At 66.9% G+C, this 26,532-nt stretch carries 22 protein-coding genes; 10 read left to right on the top strand and 12 right to left on the bottom strand.

Features of this window, described 5'->3' with window-relative positions:
• Window positions 1–93: 93 nt before the first annotated feature.
• The gene (gene aspS / locus D6T63_RS10795) at window positions 94–1,860 is read right to left on the bottom strand and encodes an aspartate--tRNA ligase (protein ID WP_120149056.1); all 1,767 of its coding nucleotides are present in this window, start codon (window positions 1,858–1,860) and stop codon (window positions 94–96) included.
• A gap of 199 nt (window positions 1,861–2,059) precedes the next feature.
• Here aspS and D6T63_RS10800 point away from each other — a divergent pair, with 199 nt between their 5' ends.
• The gene (locus D6T63_RS10800; RefSeq protein ID WP_120149057.1) at window positions 2,060–3,322 is read left to right on the top strand and encodes an APC family permease; all 1,263 of its coding nucleotides are present in this window, start codon (window positions 2,060–2,062) and stop codon (window positions 3,320–3,322) included.
• A gap of 90 nt (window positions 3,323–3,412) precedes the next feature.
• On the opposite strand, the gene hisS is transcribed toward D6T63_RS10800, so the two are convergent.
• Window positions 3,413–4,741 carry a histidine--tRNA ligase gene (gene hisS / locus D6T63_RS10805; RefSeq protein ID WP_120149058.1) on the bottom strand — a complete coding sequence of 443 codons (1,329 nt, stop codon included), beginning with the start codon at window positions 4,739–4,741 and terminating at the stop codon, window positions 3,413–3,415.
• 359 nt (window positions 4,742–5,100) lie between these two features.
• Here hisS and D6T63_RS10810 point away from each other — a divergent pair, with 359 nt between their 5' ends.
• A complete protein-coding gene (locus D6T63_RS10810) occupies window positions 5,101–6,960 on the top strand; it encodes a DUF349 domain-containing protein (protein ID WP_328588670.1) in 1,860 nt (619 codons plus the stop codon).
• Between the two features lie 107 nt (window positions 6,961–7,067).
• Complete coding sequence (locus tag D6T63_RS10815; protein ID WP_120149059.1) at window positions 7,068–7,718, top strand: hypothetical protein; 651 nt, start codon at window positions 7,068–7,070, stop codon at window positions 7,716–7,718.
• A gap of 47 nt (window positions 7,719–7,765) precedes the next feature.
• Here the strand turns inward: D6T63_RS10815 and D6T63_RS10820 are convergent, their stop codons facing one another.
• The 9 genes from D6T63_RS10820 to pdxT form a co-directional block, all read right to left on the bottom strand.
• Complete coding sequence (locus D6T63_RS10820; RefSeq protein ID WP_235830686.1) at window positions 7,766–10,183, bottom strand: RelA/SpoT family protein; 2,418 nt, start codon at window positions 10,181–10,183, stop codon at window positions 7,766–7,768.
• Window positions 10,184–10,356: 173 nt separating this feature from the next.
• Window positions 10,357–11,355, bottom strand: coding sequence for a protein translocase subunit SecF (gene secF, locus D6T63_RS10825; RefSeq protein WP_120149060.1), 999 nt, complete (start codon window positions 11,353–11,355; stop codon window positions 10,357–10,359).
• Window positions 11,352–13,112, bottom strand: a complete 1,761-nt coding sequence (secD, locus tag D6T63_RS10830) for a protein translocase subunit SecD (RefSeq protein ID WP_120149061.1) — start codon at window positions 13,110–13,112, stop codon at window positions 11,352–11,354. The genes secF and secD overlap by 4 nt, the downstream gene beginning before the upstream one ends.
• 83 nt (window positions 13,113–13,195) lie before the next feature.
• Window positions 13,196–13,783, bottom strand: coding sequence for a preprotein translocase subunit YajC (yajC, locus tag D6T63_RS10835; protein WP_235830687.1), 588 nt, complete (start codon window positions 13,781–13,783; stop codon window positions 13,196–13,198).
• A 99-nt stretch (window positions 13,784–13,882) separates the two neighbouring features.
• On the bottom strand, window positions 13,883–14,998 hold the full coding sequence (gene ruvB, locus D6T63_RS10840) for a Holliday junction branch migration DNA helicase RuvB (protein WP_120149063.1): 1,116 nt from the start codon (window positions 14,996–14,998) through the stop codon (window positions 13,883–13,885).
• On the bottom strand, window positions 14,995–15,624 hold the full coding sequence (gene ruvA / locus D6T63_RS10845) for a Holliday junction branch migration protein RuvA (RefSeq protein ID WP_120149064.1): 630 nt from the start codon (window positions 15,622–15,624) through the stop codon (window positions 14,995–14,997). Before ruvA ends, ruvB begins: the two co-directional genes overlap by 4 nt.
• A 121-nt stretch (window positions 15,625–15,745) precedes the next feature.
• On the bottom strand, window positions 15,746–16,315 hold the full coding sequence (ruvC, locus tag D6T63_RS10850) for a crossover junction endodeoxyribonuclease RuvC (protein ID WP_120149065.1): 570 nt from the start codon (window positions 16,313–16,315) through the stop codon (window positions 15,746–15,748).
• A 36-nt stretch (window positions 16,316–16,351) separates the two neighbouring features.
• Complete coding sequence (locus D6T63_RS10855) at window positions 16,352–17,110, bottom strand: YebC/PmpR family DNA-binding transcriptional regulator (RefSeq protein WP_120149066.1); 759 nt, start codon at window positions 17,108–17,110, stop codon at window positions 16,352–16,354.
• 2 nt (window positions 17,111–17,112) lie between these two features.
• A complete protein-coding gene (gene pdxT, locus D6T63_RS10860; RefSeq protein ID WP_235830688.1) occupies window positions 17,113–17,961 on the bottom strand; it encodes a pyridoxal 5'-phosphate synthase glutaminase subunit PdxT in 849 nt (282 codons plus the stop codon).
• Window positions 17,962–18,072: 111 nt separating this feature from the next.
• Here pdxT and D6T63_RS10865 point away from each other — a divergent pair, with 111 nt between their 5' ends.
• Both D6T63_RS10865 and D6T63_RS10870 read left to right on the top strand, forming a co-directional pair.
• Entirely contained in the window at window positions 18,073–19,344 is a 1,272-nt protein-coding gene (locus tag D6T63_RS10865) for a Mur ligase family protein (RefSeq protein ID WP_120149067.1), read from the top strand.
• Window positions 19,344–20,114 carry a type 1 glutamine amidotransferase gene (locus D6T63_RS10870; protein ID WP_120149068.1) on the top strand — a complete coding sequence of 257 codons (771 nt, stop codon included), beginning with the start codon at window positions 19,344–19,346 and terminating at the stop codon, window positions 20,112–20,114. The genes D6T63_RS10865 and D6T63_RS10870 overlap by 1 nt, the downstream gene beginning before the upstream one ends.
• 94 nt (window positions 20,115–20,208) lie before the next feature.
• Here the strand turns inward: D6T63_RS10870 and D6T63_RS10875 are convergent, their stop codons facing one another.
• On the bottom strand, window positions 20,209–20,493 hold the full coding sequence (locus D6T63_RS10875; RefSeq protein WP_235830689.1) for an ANTAR domain-containing protein: 285 nt from the start codon (window positions 20,491–20,493) through the stop codon (window positions 20,209–20,211).
• 264 nt (window positions 20,494–20,757) lie between these two features.
• Here D6T63_RS10875 and D6T63_RS10880 point away from each other — a divergent pair, with 264 nt between their 5' ends.
• The 5 genes from D6T63_RS10880 to D6T63_RS10900 all read left to right on the top strand — a co-directional run bounded on the left by D6T63_RS10880 (window position 20,758) and on the right by D6T63_RS10900 (window position 26,512).
• The gene (locus tag D6T63_RS10880) at window positions 20,758–21,657 is read left to right on the top strand and encodes a hypothetical protein (protein WP_120149070.1); all 900 of its coding nucleotides are present in this window, start codon (window positions 20,758–20,760) and stop codon (window positions 21,655–21,657) included.
• 96 nt (window positions 21,658–21,753) lie between these two features.
• A complete protein-coding gene (locus tag D6T63_RS10885) occupies window positions 21,754–23,004 on the top strand; it encodes an MFS transporter (RefSeq protein WP_120149071.1) in 1,251 nt (416 codons plus the stop codon).
• A gap of 36 nt (window positions 23,005–23,040) precedes the next feature.
• Window positions 23,041–23,469 (top strand): ArsR/SmtB family transcription factor, encoded by a 429-nt coding sequence (locus D6T63_RS10890; RefSeq protein WP_456236539.1) that lies wholly within the window; start codon window positions 23,041–23,043, stop codon window positions 23,467–23,469.
• Between the two features lie 134 nt (window positions 23,470–23,603).
• Window positions 23,604–24,308 carry a DUF305 domain-containing protein gene (locus D6T63_RS10895; protein WP_120149072.1) on the top strand — a complete coding sequence of 235 codons (705 nt, stop codon included), beginning with the start codon at window positions 23,604–23,606 and terminating at the stop codon, window positions 24,306–24,308.
• Window positions 24,309–24,502: 194 nt separating this feature from the next.
• Complete coding sequence (locus tag D6T63_RS10900) at window positions 24,503–26,512, top strand: M3 family metallopeptidase (RefSeq protein ID WP_120149073.1); 2,010 nt, start codon at window positions 24,503–24,505, stop codon at window positions 26,510–26,512.
• The last annotated feature ends 20 nt before the right edge of the window (window positions 26,513–26,532 follow it).

A 26,532-nucleotide genomic window follows, 5' to 3' on the forward strand; every position in this document is an offset into this window, starting at 1 on the left:
CGATCAGGCCTGCACGACCGACGCGGAAAGGACGGGACACCCGTGGGTGTCCCGTCCTTTGGTCGATCGTCAGAGCCCTCGTCGGGAGACGGGTCAGGCTTCGGCCTTCGGCTTGAAGTCGACGCCTGCTTCCTTGCGCTGCTGGGCCGTGATGGGTGCCGGCGCCGCCGTGAGCGGGTCGTAGCCGCCGCCGGACTTCGGGAACGCGATGACGTCGCGAATGGAGTCCGTGCCCGCGAGGAGCGACACCACACGGTCCCATCCGAGCGCGATGCCGCCGTGCGGTGGTGCGCCGTACTTGAAGCCCTCGAGCAGGAACCCGAACTTCTCCTGGGCTTCCTCGGCGCCGAGGCCCATGACGGCGAACACGCGCTCCTGCACGTCCCTCTGATGGATGCGGATGGAACCGCCACCGAGTTCGTTGCCGTTGCAGACGATGTCGTACGCGTAGGCGAGCGCGTTCTCGGGGTCCGTGTCGAAGGTGTCGAGGAACTCGGGCTTCGGGGAGGTGAAGGCGTGGTGGACGGCAGTCCAGGCGCCACCGCCGACAGCGACGTCACCCGCCGCGACCGCAGCGGACGCGGGCTCGAACATGGGAGCATCGACGACCCACACGAAGGCCCAGTCGCCATCCTTGATGAGTCCCGTGCGCCGGCCGATCTCGACACGGGCGGCGCCGAGGATGGCACGCGACGACGTCCTGTCACCTGCCGCGAAGAAGATGCAGTCGCCCGGGGCTGCACCGACAGCCGACGCCAGGCCGTTCCGCTCGGTATCCGTCAGGTTCTTCGCGACGGGGCCGCGGAGGCTGCCGTCGTCGTCGATCAGGACGTAGGCGAGACCCTTCGCGCCACGCTGCTTGGCCCACTCCTGCCAGGCATCGAGCTGGCGGCGGGGCTGCGACGCGCCGCCGGGCATGACGACGGCGCCGACGTAGGGCGCCTTGAACACGCCGAAGCCGGTGTCCTTGAAGAACCCGGTGAGTTCGGTCAGCTCGAGCCCGAAACGAAGGTCGGGCTTGTCGGACCCGTACTTCGCCATGGCGTCCGCGTAGGTCATCCGGCGGATGGGCAGGGGGATCTCGACGTCGATCAGCTTCCACAGCGCGCTGACAAGCTGCTCGCCGAGCGCGATGATGTCGTCCTCCTCGACGAAGCTCGCCTCGATGTCGAGCTGCGTGAACTCGGGCTGGCGGTCGGCACGGAAGTCCTCGTCGCGGTAACAGCGGGCCAGCTGGTAGTACTTCTCGAACCCGCCGACCTGCAGGAGCTGCTTGAACAGCTGCGGTGACTGCGGCAGCGCATACCAGGAGCCGGGAGCCAGGCGTGCCGGGACCAGGAAGTCACGGGCGCCCTCGGGCGTGGAGCGGGTCAGCGTGGGGGTCTCGATCTCGACGAAGCCGTCCTGGTGCAGCAGCTCCCGGGCAATTCGGCTGGCCTCCGAACGCAGCCGCAGGTTCGCCTGGGGACCCGGCCGGCGGAGGTCGAGGTAGCGATGGCGTAGCCGCGCTTCCTCACCGACCTCCACGTGCTCGTCGATCTGGAAGGGCAGGGGATCCGACGTGTTGAGGATGGTCACGGTGTCCGCGATGACCTCGACCGAACCCGTGGGCAGGGCCGGGTTCTCGTTGCCCTCGGGTCGCTGCTGGACCGTGCCGATGATCTGCAGGACGTATTCGTTACGAAGGCCGGCGAACACGTCCTCCTCGCGCACGACGACCTGGGCGAAGCCCGAGGCGTCCCGAAGGTCGAGGAAAGCCACCCCGCCGTGATCGCGGCGGCGGGCTACCCAGCCAGCCAGGGTGACCGATTGTCCTACGTGCTCGGGCCGAAGGGAGCCGAGTTCATGCGTGCGGAGCACAGCATTCCTTCCCACAGATGTGTCAGATGAGTCGCAGGCGAGCGGCGCCTGCCTAGAGTTGGTCCAAACCCGGCCAACTTTACCGGTCCCCGTCCGGCCACCCCGACAGCCGGGACAGCCGGGACAGCCGGCAGAGGTAGCCGTCGGCTCTGCTCCTCCTGCTCGTCCGTCCGCGTGCTTCCCGATCCCGAGGAGAACCATGTCCCATCAGCCCCGACTCCGCCGAGCGATGGGACGGGTGGACGCCACCATGGTCGGCGTCGGCGCGATGATCGGAGCGGGCGCCTTCGTGGTCTTCGCACCGGCCGCAGCAGCCGCCGGACACCTCCTGCCGCTGGCGGTCGTGATCGCCGGGTTCGTCGCCTATTGCAATGCCTCCGCGACGGCCTCGCTGGCTATCCGTTACCCCTCGAGCGGCGGTACCTACGTCTACGGCCGCGAACAGTTGGGCCATTGGCCGGGATTCCTGGCCGGCTGGGGCTTCATCACGGGAAAGCTGGCGTCCTGCGCCGCGATGGCACTGACGTTCGGCCTCTACGCCGCCCCCGGCGCCGAGAAAGCAGCTGCGGTGGCCGCCGTCGCCGCCCTCACCATCATCAACCTGTTCGGCGTGACCCGGACTGCCCTGGCGACCCGGGTGATCGTCTCGCTGGTGGTGCCCGTCCTCGCCTTCGTGATCGTCGTCGCGTTCTCCGCACCCGCGGACCAGGGCGAGGCCGTCGCCGCGCAGGTCGCCGCCGGCGGCGTCTTCCAGGCCGCGGGCCTGATGTTCTTCGCCTTCGCCGGCTACGCCCGCATCGCGACCATGGGCGAGGAGGTCCGCGATCCACGCCGGACCATCCCGGTCGCCGTCTTCGGCGCCCTCGGCTTCACGCTGCTGCTGTACGTGCTGCTGGCCCTCTCGCTCCTCCACGCTCTCGGGCCCGCCGGGCTCGCCGGGAGCACGGCACCCCTGCGGGATGCCATCGACGCGGCGGTCCCCGGAGAGGGCTCCACCGGTCGCGGCGGAGCAGTCGTCACCATCGCCGCCGCGCTCGCCTGTCTCGGCGCACTGCTCGCCCTCATCGCGGGGGTGGGCCGGACGAGCCTCGCCATGGGCCGCGGGCGCGACCTCCCGCGAGTGCTGACCCGCATCTCCACCCGCTACTCCGTGCCCTGGGTCGCGGACATCGCAACAGCCGTCGTCGTCGCCGTCCTCCTGCTCACCACGGACGTCCTGACCGTCGTGGGCTTCTCGAGCTTCGGCGTGCTGCTCTACTACGCCATCGCCAACGTCGCGGCCTTCACGCTCGCCGAGCGGCAGTGGTACGCGCCGCGCTGGCTCAACGCTGTCGGCGCCGTCGCCTGCCTCGTCCTCGCCTTCACCCTGCCGGCGATGTCGGTGCTCACCATGACGGCCGTGCTCGCCGTCGGACTGATCGCGCGCGCGATCGTGCTCGCGGGGCGCAGGAGACGAGCCTGAACAGGACGACGGGCCCTGCAGTCCCACCCGGTCGTCCCCCCTCAGACAACGGGGCGACGACGCGGCGGCTCCAGCCGTCCGCGGGTCGCGTCAGGCGGTGGCCACGACCGGGTGCAGATCTTCGGCCGGAGGGCTCCACGAGGCAGGATCCGCCGCCTCCTGGTCACCGGACCGGATGTCCTTCACCTCGTGCGAGCCGTCCTGCGCGGTGAACCACACGAAGGGGATGCCGCGGCGGTCCGCGAACTTGATCTGCTTGCCGAACTTCTCGGCGCTCGCCGCGACCTCCGCCGGGATACCGCGGCCCCGCAGCGCGGAGGCGACGTCCTGCGCCTGCGACCACGACTCGTCGTCGGCGAGCGTCACGAGGACCGCGGTGGGGACGGAGCGGGACACAGTGGCGAATCCCTGGCTGAGGATGCGCGAGACGATACGCGTGACGCCGATGGACAGACCGACGCCCGGGAACGTGCGGTTGCCCTTGCGTGCCAGGGCGTCGTACCGGCCGCCGGAACAGATGGAGCCGAGGCCCTCGTGCCCGTTGAGCACGGTCTCGTAGACGGTGCCCGTGTAGTAGTCGAGTCCCCGGGCGATGCTGAGGTCCGCGACCACGCGGCCCGGAGCCCGGCGGGCGGCCTCGCCCACCACCTGGCGGAGTTCCTCGAGGCCCTCCTCGAGCAGGTCGTTGGTGACGCCGAGAGCCCGGACACGCTCGACGAAGGAGGTGTCGGGCGTGCAGATCCCCGCGAGGTCGAGCGCGAGACGGACCTGGTGATCGTCGGCGCCGACCTCGTCGCGCAGGAGCAGTCCCACCTTCTCCGCGCCGATCTTCTCCAGCTTGTCGATGCTGCGGAGGACCGCCGCGGTGTCCGCGAGGCCGATCCCCCGGTAGAAACCCTCGGCCAGCTTGCGGTTGTTGACGCGAAGGGTGAAGTCCGGAATCGGGAGGGCGCCCAGTGCCTCGACGACGGCGAGTGCGAGTTCGACGTCGTACCTGAAAGGCAGGACGCCGTCGCCCACGACGTCGATGTCGGCCTGCGTGAACTCGCGCGCACGGCCCTCCTGCGGGCGCTCACCGCGCCAGCACTTCTGGATCTGGAACCGGCGGAAGGGGAAAGCCAGGTATCCCGCGTTCTCGACGACGTACCGCGCGAAGGGCACGGTGAGGTCGTAGTGGAGCGCGAGGCCACTCTCGGAGGCCGACGCCTCGTCGGCCTGCAGCCGCGAGACGGCGTACACCTCCTTGTCGATCTCGCCCTTGCGGAGGAGGTGATCCACGGTCTCGACTGCACGCGTCTCGATGCTGGAGAAGCCGTGCAACTCGAACGTGCGCTGCAGCACCCCGAGGACGTGCAACTCGATCAGGCGCTCTTCCGGGAGCCACTCCGGAAAGCCGGACAGTGATGCCTTACGGGCCATGGTGTAGTTCTCCTCCTGCACGGGTTGCCGGTCGTCGCTCCCCCGTGGGTCAGCGGTCCGGTTCTGCGGCCTCAATCCTAGGTGCCCTCTATCGCTCGGGGGAAAAGCGGCAGGCTCGGGACGCAGGCCGCACTGCGTCCCGCTGCAATCCCGCGCCGCAAAGGGGATGAAAGGCAATGGGTAAAGTAGCCTCAGGGGCAGGTTTCGCGTTGTTCCGGCAATCGGCGGGGTGCTGAAGAGGGTTGTCCATCAGGCTTCTCCACCGCGACCCGACCAGCCGGACCGATAGACTCCTAAGCCCTGCATGAAATGGCCCCGGCGTTGCTCATGGCCATCCGACGAGCGAAAGACTTCTAGCGGTGACAGAGAGTCAGCAATCCGACGAAACGACCATCGGCCACGACACGCAGCTTGATGCTGGTGCAGGCGATGGCACCCCCACCGAAACGTCCGCAGCCACCGGCTCCGACGATGTGAACGGCACCTCCGCGGATACGGTCGCCGATCCGGCGTCTGCTCCGGCAGCCGACCCCGCAGGTGAAGCCGATGTGACGGCAGCGGACGCCGCAGGGACCCCGGAAGCGGAAGCCTCGGCGTCCGACGTCGTCGAGCCGGCCACGGCCGACGCCGGCCCTGGGTCGGCGGACGATGCGTCCGGTGACGTCACTGATGACGTCGCCGATGACGTCGCCGATGCGGCGCCCGATGCAGCAGCCGACACAGCGGTCGACACCGCCTCTGCAGATGCGGCCGACCCGGCAACCGACACCGCGACCGACACCGCCCTCGGTGACGCGGCAGGTGCTCCCGAGGAGCCGTCCGTGCCCCTCGCCGCACAGCCCGCTCCGCTGAGTCCCGCGTCTCCGCGCCTGGATGCGCCCAAGCCGCCACTTCCCACGGCCATGGCTCCGCGACCGTTGAAGAAGCCGACGCAGCCCGTCGCAGCACCGCCCGCGTACAGCACTTCGCTCGAGGAAGCCGGCAGGTTCGCGCGAGTCGAGGACGACGGCCACGTCTTCCTGATCGTCGACGGCGCCGAGCACGCCGTCGGCCAGTACCCCGACGCGACGCGTGACGAGGCCCTCGGGTACTTCGTGCGCAAGTACGACGACGTCGTCAGCCAGGTGGCGCTGCTCGAGCAGCGCGTCGTGGCCAAGGCTCCGTCGTCGGACATGACCAAGACGGCCAAACACCTACGGGCCCAGGTCGGCGAACGCAAGATGGTCGGCGATGTCCTCGCCCTGGAAGCCCGGATAGATGCGCTCCTCGAGGCGATCAGCGGCATCGAGAAGGCCGAACGCGCCGTGCAGGACGAGCTGAAGGCGAAGGAACTCGCTGCCCGCGAAGCCATCGTCGCCGAGGCCGAGGAGCTCGCGGGGCGCGACCCCTCCACCGTGCAGTGGAAGGCCAGCAGCACTCGGATGAATGAGCTGTTCGAGCTGTGGAAGGCAGCCCAGAAGAACGGGCCCCGCCTCGGTCGTGGGACGGAGGATGCCCTGTGGAAGCGTTTCCGGTCCGCCCGGACCATCTTCGACCGCCACCGCCGCGCCTACTTCTCGCAGCTCGACAATGACAACGCCGAGGCCAAGCAGTCCAAGGAATCGCTGATCAAGCGCGCCGAGCAGCTCTCCGAGTCGACCGACTGGGGCCAGACGGCAGCTGAGTACCGGCGCCTGATGGACGAGTGGAAGGCGTCCAAGCGTGCAAGCCGCAAGGACGACGACGCACTGTGGGCCCGGTTCAGGGCTGCGCAGGATCGCTTCTTCGAGGCACGCAAAGCCGCGAACGAGGCGGTCGACGACGAATACGCAGGATACCTCGTGGCCAAGGAAGCCCTGCTCAAGGAAGCCAAGGCGATCCTGCCGATCAGGGACCTGGCCGCCGCGAAGAAGGCGCTCCAGTCCGTCCGTGACCGCTGGGACGAGGCAGGCAAGGTCCCCCGCGCCGACATGGGCCGGATCGACGCCGGACTCCGCCAGGTCGAAGACGCCATCAAGGCCGCCGACGACGAGAACTGGACGAAGACCAACCCCGAGACGAAGGCGCGGACCAACAGCGCCCTGAGCCAGCTCGAGGCGACGATCGCCCAGCTCAAGGAGGACCTCGCCGACGCGGAGCGTGCGGGCAATGCCAAGAAGATCGCCACCGCGAAGGAGGCCCTGGCCGCCCGCGAGCAGTGGCTCCAGATGCTGCAGAAATCGGCGCAGGACTTCTCCTAGCACCCCGCATCCGGCCGACGCAATAGCACCGCCGGCCCTCCGGCACCGTTGTCCACAGCGGTGCCGGAGGGCTTTTGCATGCCGCGCATACTCGCGATGCTGGAGGAATGTGTCCCCTCGATAGCGCCGCCGTCGCAGCACCACCCGAACGGCACCTCGGTGCGGGCGCGCACCCGGTCACGTCCACGGGTGGCGCGCTCTTCCACGCCGGGGACATCTTCACCTCGGCGGAGTTGCAGGCCATGCGCCTCGACGGTCTCGTGCGCCTCGTCATCGGCGACTCCTACCTTCGCAGCGACTTCCGGGAGGATGCGGCAACGAGGTCGCAGGCGGCGGCACGCAGCGTCCCGCACTCCCTGCGTCCCCGAGTAGCCCTGGGACGCTCGTGCGCTGCCTGGATCTACGGGTGCGCGCCTCCCCCGGCCCTGATCAGCCTCGTGACCGATCATCGGCGCCGGACGACTGCACTGCCGCCCTTCACCCGCGCGGTCATGCACCAGGTCGCACTGGGGCCCTTCGACGTCAATCTGGTGGGCGGCGTGTCGGTGACGACGCCGCTTCGGACCGCCCTCGACATCGCCGTCCATGGCGAGGACCGCGACGCCGCCCTGATCCTCCGAGCCATCGGCAGGTCGGCGGAACTCGACTGCCCGCTACGCCTCGTGGAGGCCGCCCTCGTCAACACGTCCCGGGTGCCGGGGAAGACCCGCGCCCTGACCCGGCTTCGCGAGGCCCAGAAGGACAATGCTGGTGAGTAAGAACCCGGGAGGGCGGAGGGTCCGCGTCCAGTGCCGTGCGGCAGAGGTCAGGGGCGCCGCTGGGAACCCGTGGTCCGGTATACGTCGAAGACGCCGTCGATGCGCCGCACAGCGCTCAGGATGTGGTTCAGGTACTTGGGGTCGCCCATCTCGAAGGCGAAGCGGGACACCGCCACGCGATCGGAGGACGTATTCACGTTCGCCGCGAGGATGTTCACGTGGTTCTCAGCGAGCAGGCTCGTGACGTCCGAGAGCAGGCTCTTCCGGTCGAGTGCCTCGACCTGGATCTCCACCAGGAACACGCTCGACTGCGTCGGCGCCCATTCCACCGGGACGATCCGGTCCGGCTGGTCACGCAGCTCCTCGACGTTCCGGCAGTCGCTCCTGTGGACCGAGACGCCCGAGCCACGAGTGACGAATCCGATGATGGGATCCGGCGGGACCGGCGTGCAGCACCGGGCCAGCTTGACCCATACGTCCCCGACGCCGCGTACCGTGACACCGGAGTCGGAGAATTTGGGACGCCGGGGCTGCGTGGCGACCGCCGTCTCCGCGATCTTGTCCTCGGCGCCCTCGTGGCCGCCCATCAGCGCCACGAGATGCTCGATCACGTTCTGGGCCGAGGTGTGCCCGTCGCCGACGGCGGCATACAGGGCCGTGATGTCCTGATGGCGCAGTTCCTCGGCCACCGACATCATCGCGCTGTGCGTCATCATGCGCTGCAGCGGCAGGTTCTGCTTGCGCATTGCCCGCGTCAGCAGTTCCTTGCCCTTGTCCACCGCCTCCTCACGGCGTTCCTTCGTGAACCACTGGCGGATCTTGTTGCGGGCGCGGGGACTCTTGACGAACCCTTGCCAGTCCTGGCTCGGGCCGGCACCCTCGGCCTTGGAGGTGAAGATCTCCACCCAGTCGCCATGGCTGAGTTCGCTGTTGAGGGGGACGAGCTTCCCGTTGACGCGGGCACCGATGGTGCGGTGCCCCACCTCGGTATGGACTGCGTAGGCGTAATCCACCGGTGTGGATCCGGCGGGCAGCGCCATGACCTCACCCTTCGGCGTGAAGACGAACACCTCCCGGGCATTGATCTCGAACCGGAGGGAGTCCAGGAACTCGTTCGGATCCGACGTCTCCTGCTGCCAGTCGACGAGGCTCCGGAGCCAGCCCATGTCGCCGTTCTCGGAAGTGTCGAGCTGCCTGCCGCCGTTCTTGTACTTCCAGTGCGCGGCGACGCCGTACTCGGCGCGGCGATGCATGTCATGCGTCCGGATCTGGATCTCGACGGGCTTGCCGCCGGGACCGATCACGGTGGTGTGCAGCGACTGGTACATGTTGAACTTCGGCATCGCGATGTAGTCCTTGAACCGCCCCGGGAGGGGGTTCCACCGCGAGTGCAGCGAGCCGAGGGTCGCGTAGCAGTCACGCACGCTGTCCACCAGGACGCGCACGCCCATCAGGTCATGGATGTCGTCGAAGTCCTTACCCCGCACGATCATCTTCTGGTAGATGGAGTAATAGTGCTTGGGGCGTCCCGTGATGGTCGCCTTGATCTTCACTGCGCGGAGGTCTTCCTCGATCTGGTTGCGCACGAGGCCGAGATGCTTCTCCCGCTCCGGGGTCCGGTCCCCCACCATGCGCACGATTTCCTCGTACACCTTGGGGTGGAGAGCTGCGAAGGACAGGTCCTCCAACTCCCACTTGATGGTGTTCATGCCGAGGCGATGGGCGAGCGGCGCGAAGATCTCGAGGGTCTCGCGCGCTTTCTTCGCAGAGGACGCCGGGGAGACGAAGCGCCAGGTGCGGGCGTTGTGCAGGCGGTCGGCGAGCTTGATGACGAGGACGCGGATGTCCTTGGCCATGGCGACGACCATCTTGCGAACCGTCTCGGCCTGTGCGGCGTCACCGAAGGACACCTTGTCCAGCTTCGTCACGCCGTCTACCAGCATGGCGACCTCGGGGCCGAAGTCACGCTTGAGCTCATCGAGCGTGTAGGAGGTGTCTTCCACCGTGTCGTGCAGCAGCGCTGCGGCGAGCGTGGTGCCGGTCATCCCCAGCTCGGCGAGGATCGTGGCGACGGCCACGGGATGCGTGATGTACGGATCGCCGCTCTTGCGCGTCTGGCCCTCGTGGCTCCGCTCTGCCACGAGGTAGGCACGCTGGATGAGGTCGAGGTCTTCCTTCGGGTTGTTCGCCCGGACCGTGCGCAGCAGAGGCTCCAGGACCGGGGAGTAGCCGGACGAACCGCGACCCGTGAGCCGTGCTATTCGCGCCCGTGTTCGGCCTCGCCTGCCCGGGGCTACCTGATCCGCACTCGTCGCGGAAGGGGCTGACGTCGGAGAGGTCGGCTGGACGAGTCCGCGTGAGGGGACAGGACGCGGAGCCTCGGTGGCGACCGGGCGTGATGCCTCGTGAGCTGCGAGTCCCGGGGCATCTCCGGGCCGCACGACGGGATTCACCGCTTCAGCCATTCACAGCCCCTCAATCTCGATCTCGGATCCTTAAAGGACTCAAGATGCCACAGGTAACGCGACAACTCCAAGTCTAGCTGGGCTCGTTACCTCATCAGCCGCAGGTTCCCCGCGGGGAACCTGCGGCTGAAGTGAGGTGAAGCGAAGCCGGCGTGCACTCGTCGGCCCGTGGTTCAGGCCGCTGCCGCTTCCACGGAGCGCCTGTTCCTGACCTTCTTCTCCTGCTTCTTCATCTCGGGTTCATTGAGCCGCAACGCCGCGTAGAGCGGAGCCGCGATGAAGATGGTGCCGAGGGTGCCCAGGATGATGCCGATGAACAAAGCGAGGGACAGATCCTGAAGCGTCCCCGCACCGAGGAGGAAGGACCCGATGAAGAGGATCGAGGCGACCGGCAGGATCGCCACGACCGAGGTGTTGATGGACCGGACGAGGGTCTGGTTCACGGCCAGGTTGACCTGCTCGGCGAAGGTCCGCTTGGTCGACTTCGTCACGTCCGCCGTGTTCTCCCGGATCTTGTCGAACACCACCACGGTGTCGTACAGGGCGTAGCTCAGGATGGTCAGGAAACCGATGATCGCCGACGGGGTGACCTCGAAGTCGCTCAGCGAGTACAGCCCTGCGGTGACGACCATGACCACGACCAGTGCGGCCATCGCAGCGAGTGCCATTTTCCAGGTGCGGAAGTAGATGGCCATCAGGACCGCCGCGAGGATCACGAAGACCCCGAAGCCGATCAGGGCCTGGCGGCTGACGTCCTCACCCCAGGTCGGCCCGACGAAGCTCGACGTCACCTGGTCCTGTCCGACGCCGTACCCGGTGACGAGGTTGTCGCGCACGCTGAGGGTCTGATCGTCCGAGAGCCGCTCCGTCTGGATGCGCATGGTGTCTGCGGCGATGTTGGTGACGCGGGGGACGGCCTCGGGTACGACGTCGGTCACCGCCTTCTCGCCGACGGCGACGTCCGTGTTCTCGGTCGCCGAGACCGTGAATTCGGATCCACCGCGGAAGTCGATCCCGAGGTTGAAACCACCCTTCACCACCGGGATCAGGATCGAGATCAGCATGGCGACGCCGGCGATCAGGAACCAGAGGTTGCGCTTGGCGACGAAGGGGTAGGAGCGCTTGCCCGAGTACAGCTCGTTGCCGAAAGTGGCGAAGCTTGTGCGGCTCATTCGTTGATCTCTTTCTTGGAAGAACCGGTGCGTTCGACGACGGACGATCCTGTACGCCCGGCAAGTGCCTTCTGCTGCTCGGCGCGGCGGCGCTCGGCGATGGTGAGGCGTCGGTCGGCCTCGGCCGTTGCACCCTTGTTCCTGGTGCGGGCGGCGACGACAGGCTTGTCGCCCGGCTCGCGAACCCGACCGGCCCCGCGATAGAGCGGGATGCCACCGAGCCGTCGGGGATCCAGACCGGACCACGGGTGCCCTTCGCCGAAGAACTTCGTCTTCGCCAGCAGCCGAAGGACAGGGTGCGTGAAGAGGAAGACCACGATGAGGTCGGCGATGGCGGTCAGGCCGAGTGTGAACGCGAACCCGCGCACGTTGCCCACTGCGACGAAGTACAGGACGAGCGCGGCCAGGAGGTTCACGGCTTTCGACGCGAGCACCGTGCGTTTCGCGCGGCGCCAGCCGTTCTCGACGGCGGAGATGAGCCCGCGCCCATCGCGCAACTCGTCACGGATGCGTTCGAAGTAGACGATGAACGAGTCGGCCGTCTGGCCGATGGCGACGATCAGCCCTGCTACACCCGCGAGTGAAAGGCGGTAGTTCTCGGTCCAGCCGAGGATGCAGATGGCGAGGTAGGTCAGGATGCCGGCCACGACGAGCGACGCGATCGTCACGAGGCCCAGCAGTCGGTACTGGAACATCGAGTACGCGGCGACCAGCAGGAGCCCGATCAGGCCGGCGATGAGCCCGAGGCGCAACTGGTCCGCACCGAGGGTCGCCGAGATCTGCTGCTCGCTCTGGATCTCGAAGCTGATGGGTAGTGCGCCGTACTTGAGCTGCTCGGCCAGGGCGGCGGCGGATTCCTCGGTGAAGTTTCCGCTGATCTGCGGGTTGCCGTCGGCGATCACAGCGTTGGTGGTCGGCGCGGACACGATCCGCCCGTCCAGCACGATGGCGAACTGATTCCTCGGATCGCCTTCGCCGAGTGCGAAGAGTCGCTCGGTGACCTCGCGGAAGGTCTCTGTGCCTTCATCGTTGAAGTCGATGTTCACGGCCCACGTATTGAGGGCCTGACCCTGCGGGCTCCGCTGCAGCCCGTAGCTTGCCGTCGAGATGTCGGTACCGGGCACCTCGACGGGGCCGAGGATGTACTTCCCCTGCGTGTCGGGCTCACAGGCGACCATGGGCTGGTCGGCGGGGGCGGTTTCCTCCGAAGGCTCCAGAGCGGCAGGGTCGAGGCAGTTCAACGCCTCGAACTCCTTGTACAGCTCCGGGGTGATCCAGTTGGGGTCGCTCGCATCCTGCGGCTCGGCCGCGGGCTGGGGCAGCTGGTCGTCCGGGGTCGGGGTCTCGGCCGCCGGAGCCTGGCCGGGACCGCCCGCCAGGACCGGACGGAATTCCATCTGCGCCGAGGCCTGGATCAGGTCGCGTGTCTGCGGATCCGGGGTTCCGGGCAGCGACACGATGACGTTCTGGCCGGACTGCGTGTTGATCTCCGCTTCGGCAACACCCGAACCGTCGACGCGCTGGCGGATGATTTCCACGGCCTGATCGAGCTGCTCCGGTGTGATCTCGCTGCCACCTTGTACCCGGGGGGCGAGGATCATCTGCGTGCCGCCCTCCAGGTCGAGGGCGAGGCGGGGGCTCCAGCTCGCGGTACTCCAGTAGGAGCCCGCTCCCAGCAGGATCGCGAGCAGTGCTGTCAATGCGCCCAGCCAGACTAATGTCCGCTTGGCTGCCGTCCCGGGACCGGTACGAGGCATGGTGGGTTGTCCTTATGCAATGGCGCGGCTCGTGCGCCGAATTGATCGTGACGGGCCCGGTTGAGTACCGGCCCTACGGAATGCTAGTTGTCCGGGTTCACTTTGGGATTGCGGGCATCACGCGCGTCGCGGTTTTCCCGCACGGCCTGCTCCCGGTTCAACCGTTCGCTGGTCTCCTCATGGCTCTCGCCCAGCGTCGAACCTGTGGTTCCCGCCGCTGTGGCACCGGCTGATGGGGCGCGGTCGGCGCCGTCGATCGAGGAGGCGTCGTCGGGTACCGGAGCGCCGTCGTACGCATCGAGATCGCGCTGCGCAGCGGCGTCATCCGCGGGAGCTTCCGCTCCGTCACCAGCGACGGCGCTCTCCTGCTGGACGACCTTGGACAGGGCCTGCGTGTGCACGGTCGCGAGGTTGCCCGGAGAGAGTTCGAGGACTGCCTTGTTGTTCTCCTGGTCGATCGAGACGATCGTGCCGTAGAGACCGAACTGGGTCATGACCTCGGTACCGGGCTCCATCTGCGTACGCATCTCCTTCACCTGCTTCTGCGACTTACGCTGCCTGCGGAACATCGTGAAGATCAGGAAGGCCAATGCCAGCGGCAGCAGCAGCGAGAAGATGTCGAAGGGGGGTGCATCTCCGGAGGCGGTCTGGGCAACTACATGTGCAAGCACTGGAAAATCCGTTCCTGGGACTGGGTGTGGGCGGCAGAACTGTGCCCCGGCACACATCGTGAGACTCCAGTCTAAAGGGGAATGCTGACCACTCCCGCGTCAGGAGTCCTGTTGGCCCCAACTGTCAAGGGCGGATTCGGTACCCATCAGGTCATCCGGAGCTACGGAGAACAGATCCTCGGGCATGGCGGCGGCAACATTCGCCGGCATCACCAGGCCCAGGTGTTTCCAGGCCGCCGCCGTCGCGATACGCCCACGCGGCGTACGCCCGAGCATGCCTTCGCGGACCAGGTACGGTTCAGCCACCGTCTCGACCGTCTCGGGTTCCTCTCCTACGGCGATCGCCAGCGTGGACAAGCCGACGGGGCCGCCGTTGAATTTCGTGATGAGTGCCATGAGGACCGAGCGGTCGAGGCGATCAAGGCCCCGTGCATCGACCTCGTACATGTCCAGCGCAGCACTCGCCGCGCGAACATCGATGGTATCCATACCGTGGACGAGCGCCCAGTCACGGACGCGCCGCAGCAGGCGATTGGCGATACGGGGCGTGCCGCGCGAACGGCCTGCGATCTCGGCGAAGGATGCCGAACTGACCTTCATGTCCATGAGCATCGCGGAGCGGCGGAGCACGAGTTCGAGTTCCGCTGTGGAGTAGAACTCGAGGTGCCCCGTGAATCCGAACCGGTCCCTCAGCGGACCCGGCAGCAGTCCCGCGCGTGTCGTGGCCCCGACGAGGGTGAACGGAGGCAGTTCGAGGGGGATGGCGGTGGCGCCGGGACCCTTGCCGACGATGATGTCGACACGGAAATCCTCCATGGCCATGTAGAGCATCTCCTCGGCCGGTCGCGACATGCGGTGGATCTCGTCGAGGAAGAGCACCTCCCCCTCGGTCAGGGACGAGAGGATCGCGGCGAGGTCGCCGGCGTGCTGGATCGCTGGACCGGATGTGATGCGGAGCGGTGCATTCATCTCGGCGGCGATGATCAGGGCGAGGGTCGTCTTGCCGAGGCCGGGCGGACCTGACAGCAGGACGTGGTCGGCGCTGCGTCCGCGGAGCCGCGAGGCCTCCAGGACGAGGGAGAGCTGCCGCCGGACCCGCTTCTGACCGACGAAATCGTCGAGGTTCTTCGGGCGCAGCGCCGCCTCGACGGCGCGGTCCTCGGGATCGGAGGACGGAGCGACGAGCGGCACCTCCTCGGGGTTCTGGTTCGTCATGAGCCGACCCTCCTCCGGGCCGAGCTGCGTGCGCCGTCCTGGCCGAGCCTGCGCAGCGTGAGCTTGAGGATCTGCCCGACATCACCTGTCGCTGCCACCTCGGGGGACTCTTCGACCGCGGCGTCGATGGCCGCTCCGGCGTCCTTCTCGGACCAGCCGAGGCCCATCATGGCGGTGAGCACCTGGCCCTGCCACGTCTGCTTGGAGATGCCGGGCTTGGATTCCAGCGGCACGAGCTTGCCCGCGAGTTCGAGCACGATGCGCCGCGCACCCTTGGGCCCGATGCCCGGCACCTTGCTGAACGCCTTGTCATCACCCGACGACGCCGCCACGCGGACGGCATCGGGGGTGTGGACGGCGAGGACGGCCAGCGCCAGGCGCGGCCCGACCCCACTGACCGCGAGGAGCGTCTCGAAGACTTCGCGCTGGTCCGCGTCCTCGAACCCGAAAAGAGTCATTGAATCCTCGCGCACGATCATGGCGGTGGACACGGAGGCCTGCTCCCCCGTCCTCAGCCCGGCGAGGGTCTGCGGCGTGGCCTGGACGAGCATGCCGAAGCCGTTGACGTCGATGACGGCGGATTGCAGGCCCACGTGGGTCACTGTCCCGCGTAGGGAACTGATCATGAGGAACTCCAGGGGCACGTGCGGATGGATGTCCGGGCTTCCGCCCGTCGAACATACGTTCTAATGCTCAACCGTACCGGCGTCGCGCCGTGCGATCGAGCCGCCACACCGAAAACCGGTTCTACCGACGTCGCGCCCTGGCTTCTGCCTCGGCCCAGATCCTCTGGGCGGGCGTGATGGAACCGGCCGCCGCGGCAGCACCCTGCTGTCCCACTCCCCGTCGCCACGCATGGGTGATGGCGAGGGCCAGCGCATCGGCGGCATCCGCGGGCCTGGGGGCGGTGTCGAGCCGCAGGATCTTCGTCACCATCTTCGTGACCGCCACCTTGTCGGCCTGGCCGTTGCCCGTGACCGCCGCCTTCACCTCGGTCGGCGTGTGCAGGGCCACCGGGATCCCACGCCGGGCGGCCGCGACGATCACGACTCCGGAGGCCTGCGCGGTGCCCATGACGGTGCTGACGTTCAGCTGGCTGAAGACTCGCTCGACGGCGAGGACCTGCGGCTTGTGCAAGTCCAACCAGGAGTCGACGGCGTCCGAGATGACCAGGAGCCGCTCATCCAGGCTGCGACCCGCCTCCGTGCCGACGACACCGACGGCGACGAGGGTGGAACGCCGGTTCGGTTCGATGTCGACGACGGCGAGTCCGCAGCGGGTCAGTCCGGGGTCCACGCCCATCACGCGGTAGGTCATCGGGCACCCCGCAGGGCGGCGTCGAGCGGTGCGATGTCAGTCGTCGTTCTCGAGCTCGGCCAGCACGTCGTCCGCGAGATGCGCGTTCGAGTAGACATTCTGGACGTCGTCGAGCTCCTCGAGCGCGTCCACGAGCTTGAGGAACTTCCGGCCGCCGTCGGCATCGAGGTCCACGTGCATGGACGGGACGAACTCCACCTCGTCGGACTCGTACTCGATACCACTCTCATCGAGCGCTGCGACCACTCCGCGAAGGTCCTGCGGCTCGGAGACGATCTCGAAGGCATCAGCCGATTCCCTGACCTCGTCAGCTCCAGCGTCGAGCACGGACATGAGCAGCTCGTCCTCCGTGAGTCCGTTCTTCGGCAGGGTGACCACGCCCCTGCGCGCGAACAGGTACGCCACGGAGCCGGGGTCGGCGATGGTGCCCCCGTTGCGACTGATCCCCAGGCGCACCTCGGACGCTGCGCGGTTCTTGTTGTCCGTCAGGCACTCGATCAGCAGGGCTGAGCCCTGGGGACCGCGGGCCTCGTACATGATCGTCTGGTAGTCGACGACCTCGCCGAGCAGACCGGCACCGCGCTTCACTGCACGGTTGATGTTGTCGATGGGGACGGAGGTCTTCTTGGCCTTGGAGACGGCCAGCTCGAGGCCAGGATTACCGGCGACGTCTGCACCGCCGGCCCGCGCAGCGACCTCGATGTTCTTGATCAACTTCGCGAAGGACTTCGCGCGCTTGGCGTCGATCGCAGCCTTCTTGTGCTTGGTTGTTGCCCATTTGGAGTGGCCCGACATGCTTACGCTTCTCCTCTGATCATCCGGATAAACAATTCGTGGACCCGCCGCTCGCCCGTTACTTCCGGGTGGAAACTCGTGGCCAGGAGGTTCCCTGAACGCACTGCGACAATTCTAGCGACCGAGTCCAAGTCGATCCCCGTACCGGAGGTCCCGCCCCCATACGAAGCGCCCGATGCGCTGTCCGATGCACCGCCCGACGGGCCGGCCCGGGGCGTCTCAGCGGCAGGCACCTGAGCCAGGACCTCGACACCTTCGCCGACCTTCTCCACCCATGGAGCGCGGATGAAGACCGCCCGAACGGGGTCATCACCCGCCGCGCCGCCGGTCGTCGCGAGGCCCGCGAAGTCGAGGTCCGTCTCGAAGGACTCGCGCTGGCGTCCGAAGGCGTTGCGCCGCACCACCATGTCGAGGCCCCCGAAGGTCTGCTGCGGATTCCCCGAGCGGTCGGTGGAAGGATCGGCGACGACGTCGGACAGCATGATCATGCCCGCGCAGGAGCCGTACACCGGCAGTCCACCGGCGATCAGGTCCCGCAACGGATCGGCGAGCCCAAGGGTGCGCGACAGCTTGTCCATGGTGGTCGACTCGCCTCCGGGAATGATCAGCCCGTCGACCGCCGAGAGCTCGGACGGACGCCGGACGGCAATTGCGCGCCCTCCCAGTGATTCGATGGTCGCGATGTGCTCGCGCACGTCGCCCTGCACGGCGAGAACGCCGACGACGATATCGCGCCGGCCGTTCGCCGTCGTGCCGATGGTCCCTGCAGCTGAAGGGACAGGTGGTGACGGTGCATCATCGGATCCGGGGACCGACATGGGCAGGGGCGCCGAGAAGGACGGGGAGGACATCCCTCGATTCTATGGCGTGCGGATCCCGTACCCGACCCTCGGAGGCGGCCGCGCGGAGCGAGTCCCCGTCGCTTCCCGGCAACGGTGGCACGCCAGCGATAATGTGGAGGGATGAATCCCCTTCCAGTTCTCGTGGGCAAGGCCGTGCGCATCGCGTCCCGCCTGCGCGGCGGCGGCTCCGCCCTTCCCGGCCTCGTGGTCGAGCGCCTCGACCCCGGTTTCATGGGCCGCGCCCTGTCCACCCTCCCCCACGGCGTGGTCGTCGTCAGCGGAACCAATGGCAAGACGACCACCACCAAGATGGTGGTCGAGCTGCTCGAGGGGCAAGGGCTGACCGTCTTCACCAACCGCACAGGCAGCAATTTCACGCGCGGCGTCGCGGCGGCGCTCCTCGGTGACGTCGACTGGCGCGGACGCCTGAAGGCCGACGTCGCCGTCCTCGAACTCGACGAAGCGCATGCCGTGCACTTCGTGAAGCTCGTGCCCCCGAAGTACTCGCTCCTCCTCAACGTCCTGCGGGACCAGCTCGACCGCTTCGGCGAGATCGACGCGACCACCCGCCTGCTGGAGCGCATAGCCTTCGCCACCACGGGGACGGTGGTGCTGAACCGCGAGGATCCCCGCGTCGCCGGCCTCGCCTCGTCGATCTCCAGGGCCGACGTCGTCTATTTCGGACTCGACGCTTCCCTCCGCAGCACATTCCCCAACGACGACGAGCTGCGCGGCGCCGAAGGAACCGCTCCCGCATCGGAGCTGCCGGCCGACGTCGTGCTCCGCTCCGTCGACGGCAACTCCGCGGAGTTCGAGGCGGACGGAAAACTGACACACACCGATCTGCGACTGCGCGGGGTCTACAACATCTTCAACGCCGCCGCTGCGCTCGCGGCGGCCCGCGCCGTCCTCGGCGCCACGGCCGACGACGCGCGACTCTTCTCGTCGCTGGCCGCGGTAGAACCAGCGTTCGGGCGGGGCGAGAGTCTCGTCGTCGACGGCCAGGCTCTCGAGCTGGTCCTCGTGAAGAATCCCAGTGGTTTCCGGCTCGGACTGAAATCCTTCGACCCGGCAGGATGCGCCACCATGATCGCCATCAACGACAACTATGCCGACGGGCGCGACATGTCCTGGCTGTGGGACGTCGACTTCGATTCGCTCGGCCTCGGCGGCGTGGACATCGTCAGCGGCGTCCGCGCCTACGACATGGCGCTCCGGCTCACGTACGACGACGTCCGGGTGGGTGCCGTCGAAACCGACATCGCCGACGCACTCAAGCTGTTCATCCGCAGCTCGGAGGGGCGCCCCAAGCGCATCTTCTGCACCTACACGGCGATGCTCGCGGTTCGCCGCGAACTCTCCAAGATCACGAAGGTCGAGGTGGTCTCCTGATGACCGACGCACCATCCGCCAGCGCCCTGACCGAGGCACCCGCCGATCCGTCGAAGGGCACGCTGCGCATCCTGCAGCTCTACCCGCGGGAGATGAACATCTACGGGGACTACGGGAACGTCCTCGTGCTCAAACAACGCCTCGCATGGCGCGGCTACGGGGCAGAGATCCTTGAACACAACGCCGGCGACACCTTCCCCGAGGACGTCGACCTGATCGTCGGTGGAGGAGGACAGGACAGCGGTCAGGTCGTCATCCAGGACGACCTGCAGGCCATAGCTCCGAGGCTGCGCGAGCTGGCGGAGGAGGGAACTCCCATGCTGCTCATCTGCGGGCTGTACCAGCTGTTCGGCAACGAGTTCCGCACGCACGACGGCGCCGTCATCCCCGGCATCGGCGTGCTGGACCTCGAGACGCGCGGCGGTACCGAGCGCCTGATCGGCAACGTCGTCGCCACGAGCGAGGAGTTCGGCGAGATCCACGGGTATGAGAACCACAGTGGGCAAACTTTCCTCGGGGACGGCCTGAAACCGTTGGCCACCGTCGTCAAGGGAGCCGGCAACAACGCCGAAGAGGGACACGAGGGCGCTCGACACAGGAATATCGTGGCGAGCTACCTTCACGGCTCACTTCTGCCGAAGAATCCTGCGATTGCCGACTTCCTGCTGCGCACGGCGGCGGAGCGGAAGTTCGGTTCGTTCCAGGACGAAGGCGTGGACGACTCCCTCGCGGACCTCGCGCGGAAGCACGCCGGCGCCAGGCCACGGTAGGGACAACCCTCCGCCATTTCTCACGGCGCGAGCCGAGGCTTCGACCTGTGAGCGGTGCACCTCCTAGCGGAAGCGAACCTCATCCCGGGAGGCCCTAGGGCTCCGGCGCTACCAACACACCCGTCGTCACCAGCTTCCGTGCCACCTCGTGCAGTTTCAAATTGGTCCGGGAGCTCGCCAGCATGAGCAGCTGGAACGCACTGTCAGCATCCAGCCGGTGGCGTTCCATCAGGACGCCCTTTGCCTGCCCGATCACGTCCCGCGACGCCAGCGCTTCATACAGCTGGCCCACCTTCGCCCGCTCCTGCTCGAAGCGCAGGAGCAGCTCCTGATACTTCAACTCCCACATGCCCGCATCAACAAAGGGATACGTCTCCATGATGCTCCCCCTCATGCCCCGCTCCGGTTGAGACCGTTGGGCAAAGCCTAACCGGAGAAGTCGACATCAGACAGGGTCACCCACCCCAAGGATTCGCTGCGCTGACGGTGTTCCCTGCCTCCCGTGAGCGGGTCGGTGCCATCGCGGCTTCTACCAGTTCCACCCGTTCCTGGCCGCGTCGTTACGGCCATCGAGGCATCCAAGCAGGGGCTCCTTCAGCTCTCAGGGCGTGCCACCTGCTCCCCTGGTCAATACAGTTGGGTCATGATCATCAACACAGACGGCATCACTTTGACCAGCAACCAGCGGAACGACGTGGAGACGGGGCTTCTCGCCATGGGGGATCCGGAAGGTACGGTCCTCGTCACGACCGACTTCGAGCAGTCCGTCCGCACCCTCTCAGGTCTGGAGGACTACTCAGCGGCTCGAGGCAGTGGACAAGTCGCTGCGAAGACCGTAGAAGACCAGGTGATCATCAATGCATCGGTGTTGGACGAGCTGGCTGACGGCGGCCTCAAGCGTCTGGCTGCGCATGAAGCCGGACACGTCCTGATGAATCTCCGGGAGGAGGACGGCAGGAATTACCACAGCCTCGCGACCACACAGTGGCAGTGGAACATCATCGGGCTCGCTGTGAAGGGTATGGAGGAATACCGCATCGAGCGCAGGCTGGCCCAGCTTGGATTCGACCCTGCGCCTCCTACCGCGCTCGACTACTGGGACATCATACTTTTCGAGATCAATGCCACCCTGGCCGAGTCGGTCGTGAAGAACCTGCTTGCTGAAATCACCGGGGCGGCAGACATCCTCGTGACGACCCTGGCGTACACCATCGGTTCGTCCACAAACCCCAAGAGTACGTTTGCCGTAGAGGCGCTCCCGCCGTATGCACGTCAGAACTGGGACGACTTCGTCGCTCCGACGTGGGAACGGCGCGTCCAGCTCTACCAGGATCTTCCTACCTGCTCGGAGCCCATTTCCTCCTCCGACTGGGAGGTGAAGATCAAGGAGGCTCGGTCGCTGGAGAACGAACTCTTCAGGAGTTTCGGCTGGGAGCTGAGCGGCAATGGACAGGACGAACCCGAGGCGTTCCGGCGCACCGGCGATGATGATCTTTTCCACCGCCGAATTGCTCGGTTCCGGGTCGAGAATGATCTGATCTAGCGTTCGTTCCAAGGGCCTTCGACGAGGTAAAGTTCGTGAGTGCGCACAGATGCACGCTCAGGGCAATTGCTTCTGATTCCACCTTAAGGAGGCACTTTGCTTTCAGTCTTCCGTCATTCCGCATACCGCAACCTCTTCACCGCTCAGGTCGTTGCCCTGTTGGGGACGGGCCTGCTCACGGTGGGACTGGGTCTGCTGGCTTTCGACGTGGCCGGTGCCCGGGCCGGTGCTGTGCTGGGCACCGCACTGACGATCAAGATGGTCGCCTACGTCTTCGTGGCACCCCTGATGGCTGCGCTGGTCGAACGCCTTCCCCGCAAGGGTGTCCTCGTCGGGGCGGACCTGGTCCGGGTGGCCATAGCCCTGAGCTTGCCGTTCATCGATCAGGTGTGGCAGATCTACGCGCTGGTCTTCGTCCTCCAGTCGGCATCGGCCACTTTCACACCCGCATTTCAGGCCCTGATCCCGGTTGTCCTGCCGGAGGAGAGGGACTACACGAAGGCCCTGTCGCTCTCGAGGCTCGCGTACGACCTCGAATCCCTTGTCAGCCCCCTGCTCGCTGCAGCCTTGTTGGCCGTCACGAGCTATCACAACCTCTTCGTCGGCACGATGGTGGGGTTCCTGGTGTCTGCTGCGATGGTCCTTGCGACCAGGCTTCCCACTCCCCCAAGCTCACCCGCTCACGGTTCGCTCCTACACCGCACCACCCTTGGCACACGAATATTCCAACGGGAATCGGCCCTGCGCGGACTGATGGCGCTCAATCTTGTCGTCGCCGCCGCCACAGCCCTCGTACTCGTGAACACCGTCGTCTACGCCCGGGACCTGTTCGACGGATCCAACACCGACGTCGCGATCGCCCTGGCGTTCTACGGTGCCGGGTCGATGCTCGTCGCGTTCATCGCACCACGAGTCCTCGAGCGCATGCCGGACCGCACGTTCATGCTGATCGGTGGCACCATCGTGCCCTTGGGCCTGGTCGGTGCTGCGTTCATTGCACCGACGGGCGCACCATGGCTTCTGCTTCTTGGCCTGTGGTTCGCGCTGGGCATCGGGACGTCGATGATCAGTACACCGTCCTCGCGGCTGCTGAGGCGGGTAGCGACGGACAAGACGCGAAGCTACCTCTTCACGGCCCAGTTCTCCCTCTCGCACGCCTGCTTCATGCTCACGTACCCCGTCGCCGGATGGGTCGGAGCCGCCGCGGGCCAAACGGCTGCAGCCCTCATTCTCGGCGCGCTCGCCCTGGCCGGGACCATCACCGCCGTATCGGTGTGGCCGTCAGAATCGGCCGGCGCACCCGCGGGTGCAGAGGACGTGACCGGGGACACGAGAAGCCGGCGGTAACGTAGCGATCAACAGCGAAGTGAACAGGGAAGGACGGTGATCGACATCGGCGAGCAACTCAACGAACACGACCCAGCACCGCATCGGGCTCCAGCACCACCCCCGATCGTGCACTCGCCCCCCTCCGGTGGGCCCAGTCTCGTCCATCCGATAGAACCGGACAGGCAGCGCCTCGAGGCAGGGGCGGAAACCTTCCGCATGCTTGCCGATCCGACCCGACTACACATCCTTTGGCTCCTTACACAGAACCCGTCCGACGTCGGAACCCTCGTCGCAGCGACCGGCGCACATCGCACCGCGGTCAGCCAACACCTGGCTAAACTGCGATTTTCCGGCCTCGTCTCCACACGCAAGATCGCACGCAACGTCGAGTACAGCATCGTTGACGGGCACCTGACCCGCCTCATCCGCGAAGGTATGAATCACGCGGATCACCGCGTGAGCGGCGAGCCGGCTCACGAATAATCCGCTGCGACAGCGAGGACGCCGCGGTATCCCGGACAGCGACCTCGCACCGAGCACGCACAACGGGTCTCCGTGCCCATAGGGCGGAAGCAACCGACAAAACACCCATCCGAGTCCTGAAAGATCTAGCCATCATGAAGCGTTACCTCACTCTTGCCGCACTGGGTCTCGCGACAGCCCTCCCCCTCTCCGCCTGCGGCACCGATTCCGGCACCACCGGCAGTGACACGACAACCGGAACCACGAGCGCCGAGGCAGCGGCACCTGCCCCGAGCGCGGCCGCCGGAACTTCTTCGTCCACTGGAGGGTCGATCAGCTCCGACGCCCTGCCGTCGGAACACAATGACGCGGACGTCATGTTCGCGCAGATGATGATCCCCCACCACCAGCAGGCTGTCGAGATGAGCGACCTGATGCTCGCTCAGGACGGCATCAGCCTTGAGATCACAGAGCTCGCAACGAGGATCAAGGAAGCCCAGGGCCCGGAGATCGGGACGATGACCAGCTTGCTCGAAGCCTGGGATGAGCCTGTCGAACCGGACGGCGGTATGGAAGGCCACTCGATGGACGGCACGGATACGGGAATGGGCTCCGATTCCGGATCCATGGAGGGCATGTTGAGCGAGCGCCAGATGTCCGAACTCGAGTCCGCCGAGGGAGTCGAGGCTTCCCGCATCTTCCTCGAGTCCATGACGGCCCACCATGAGGGTGCGATCGGCATGGCACGGAACGAGATTGAGAACGGGCAGAATCCCGAAGCCGTGGAACTGGCCGAGACCATCGTCGCCACCCAGAAGGCCGAGATTGACGAGATGGAAGAGCTGCTCGAAGGCCTCTGACTCCGTCAGTACTCGTCTATCCGATGATCACCTCGCCCGACGCGTAGGGACTTCCGACCATGGCCCGAGGGATGCTCCGCTCATGCGCGCCTCACCCTTGGGGAGGATCCGCGGCCTTCCGACCGTAGGTATGCTGCCCGAGCACGGTCGAGGGTGGTGCACGAAGGTGCAACATCGTGCAAAAGTTAGTTCCCATGAGCAACCCCTTCCTCGAGCCGAGCACCCTCGACTATCAGCTGCCCCCCTTCGCCTCCATCAGGGAAGAGCACTACCTGCCTGCTTTCGATGCGGGATTCGCGGAGCACCTCGCCGACATCGACCGCATCACGGCTTCGGGCGAGACGCCCACGTTCGAGAACACCGTCGTCGCGCTCGAGCGTGCGGGGAGCACGCTGGACCGGGTGTCGAGCGTCTTCTTCAGCAACTCGGTCAGCCACGCCACGGCGGCCATCCAAGACCTCGAACAGCAGGTGGCCCCACGCCTCGCCGAGCACGAGGACAACATCAAGCTGAACCGGGCCCTGTTCGGACGCCTCCGTCAAGTGCCGCTCGACGGGCTCGACGAAGAGTCCGTGCGGCTCGTCGAGGAATACCTCCGCAGTTTCGTCAGGGCGGGCGCGGAGCTCGACGACGACGCGCAGGCCACGCTACGGCGGCTCAACTCCGAGCTGTCGGGGCTCAGCACGGAGTTCTCGCAGAAGCTGCTGAAGGACACCAATGACTCCGCGCTGCTGCTCGATTCGGTCGAGGAGCTCGACGGGTTGTCCGCCGACTCGATTTCCGCCGCAGCCGGTGCGGCTTCGGATGCCGGCCACGAGGGCAAGTACCTCCTGACCCTCATCCTGCCGACGGCGCAGCCGGCCCTGGAATCGCTCACCGACAGGGGCGTGCGCCGTCGCCTGCACGAGGCGTCGGTCAACCGGGGTGCGCGAGGCACCGACGCCGACACCCTCGCGATCGCGACCCGCATGGCGACCCTACGCGCCGAGCGCGCCGCCCTGCTCGGCTTCGACACCTACGCCGCCGCAGCGACCGACAATCAGACGGCTCCGTCGCTGGACGCGATCATGGACCGCATGCGGCAACTCGCCGCTCCGGCCGTCCGGAACGCGCGGGACGAGGCTGCCGAGCTCGAGGCCGAGGCAGGCCACCCGATCGAGCCCTGGGACTGGGCGTTCTACGCCGCCCGGGTCCGGAAGGCGAAGTTCGACGTCGACATGGACGCGCTGCGCCCCTACTTCGAGCTCGAGCGGGTCATTCACGACGGCGTCTTCTACGCTGCCAACCGCCTCTACGGGCTCTCGTTCACGGAGCGACCCGACCTCGTCGGCTATCACCCGGACGTCCGGGTGTGGGAGGTCTTCAACGAGGACGGATCCGGACTCGGCCTGTTCCTCGGCGACTACTACACCCGTGATACCAAGAGCGGCGGAGCCTGGATGAACTCCTTCGTCGACCAGTCGACGCTCGAGGGCACCCGCGCCGTCGTCATCAACAACCTCAACATCTCGAAGCCCGGACGCGGGGAACCGACGTTGCTGTCCTACGACCAGGTGGTCACCACGTTCCATGAGTTCGGCCACGCACTGCACGGGCTGTTCTCGGACGTCACCTACCCGCTCTTCGCCGGGACCTCGGTGCCGCGCGACTTCGTCGAGTACCCCTCCCAGGTCAACGAGATGTGGATCCTCTGGCCCGAGATCGTCGCGAACTACGCGCGCCATCACGAGACCGGCGAGGCACTTCCCCAGGAGGTCATCGACCGCATCCACGCCGCCGGAGCGTGGGGTGAGGGTTTCGAGACGACCGCCTACCTCGGAGCCACCCTCCTGGACCTCGCCTGGCACTCCATCCCCGCCGGCACGGTGATCGAGGACCCGCTCGCCTTCGAAGCGTCCGCCCTCGCCGATGCCGGCGTGGATTTTGCGCCCGTTCCCCCGCGCTACCGCACCTCCTACTTCAAGCACATCTTCGCTGGAGGCTACGCGGCTTCCTACTACGCGTACATCTGGAGCGAGATGCTGGACGCCGACACCGTCGAGTGGTTCAAGTCCTCCGGTGGCCTGACGCGCGAGAACGGCGACCACTTCCGGCGCGAACTTCTGTCGCGGGGCAACAGCATCGATCCGCTTGAGGCGTTCCGCCGCTTCCGCGGCCGTGATGCCGACCTGCACCCGCTGCTCGTACGCCGCGGCCTGGCATGAGTTCCCGTCCCGTCGGCGGT

It is taken from the genome of Arthrobacter cheniae, from assembly GCF_003602275.1.
Classification (GTDB): Bacteria; Actinomycetota; Actinomycetes; order Actinomycetales; family Micrococcaceae; genus Arthrobacter_D; species Arthrobacter_D cheniae.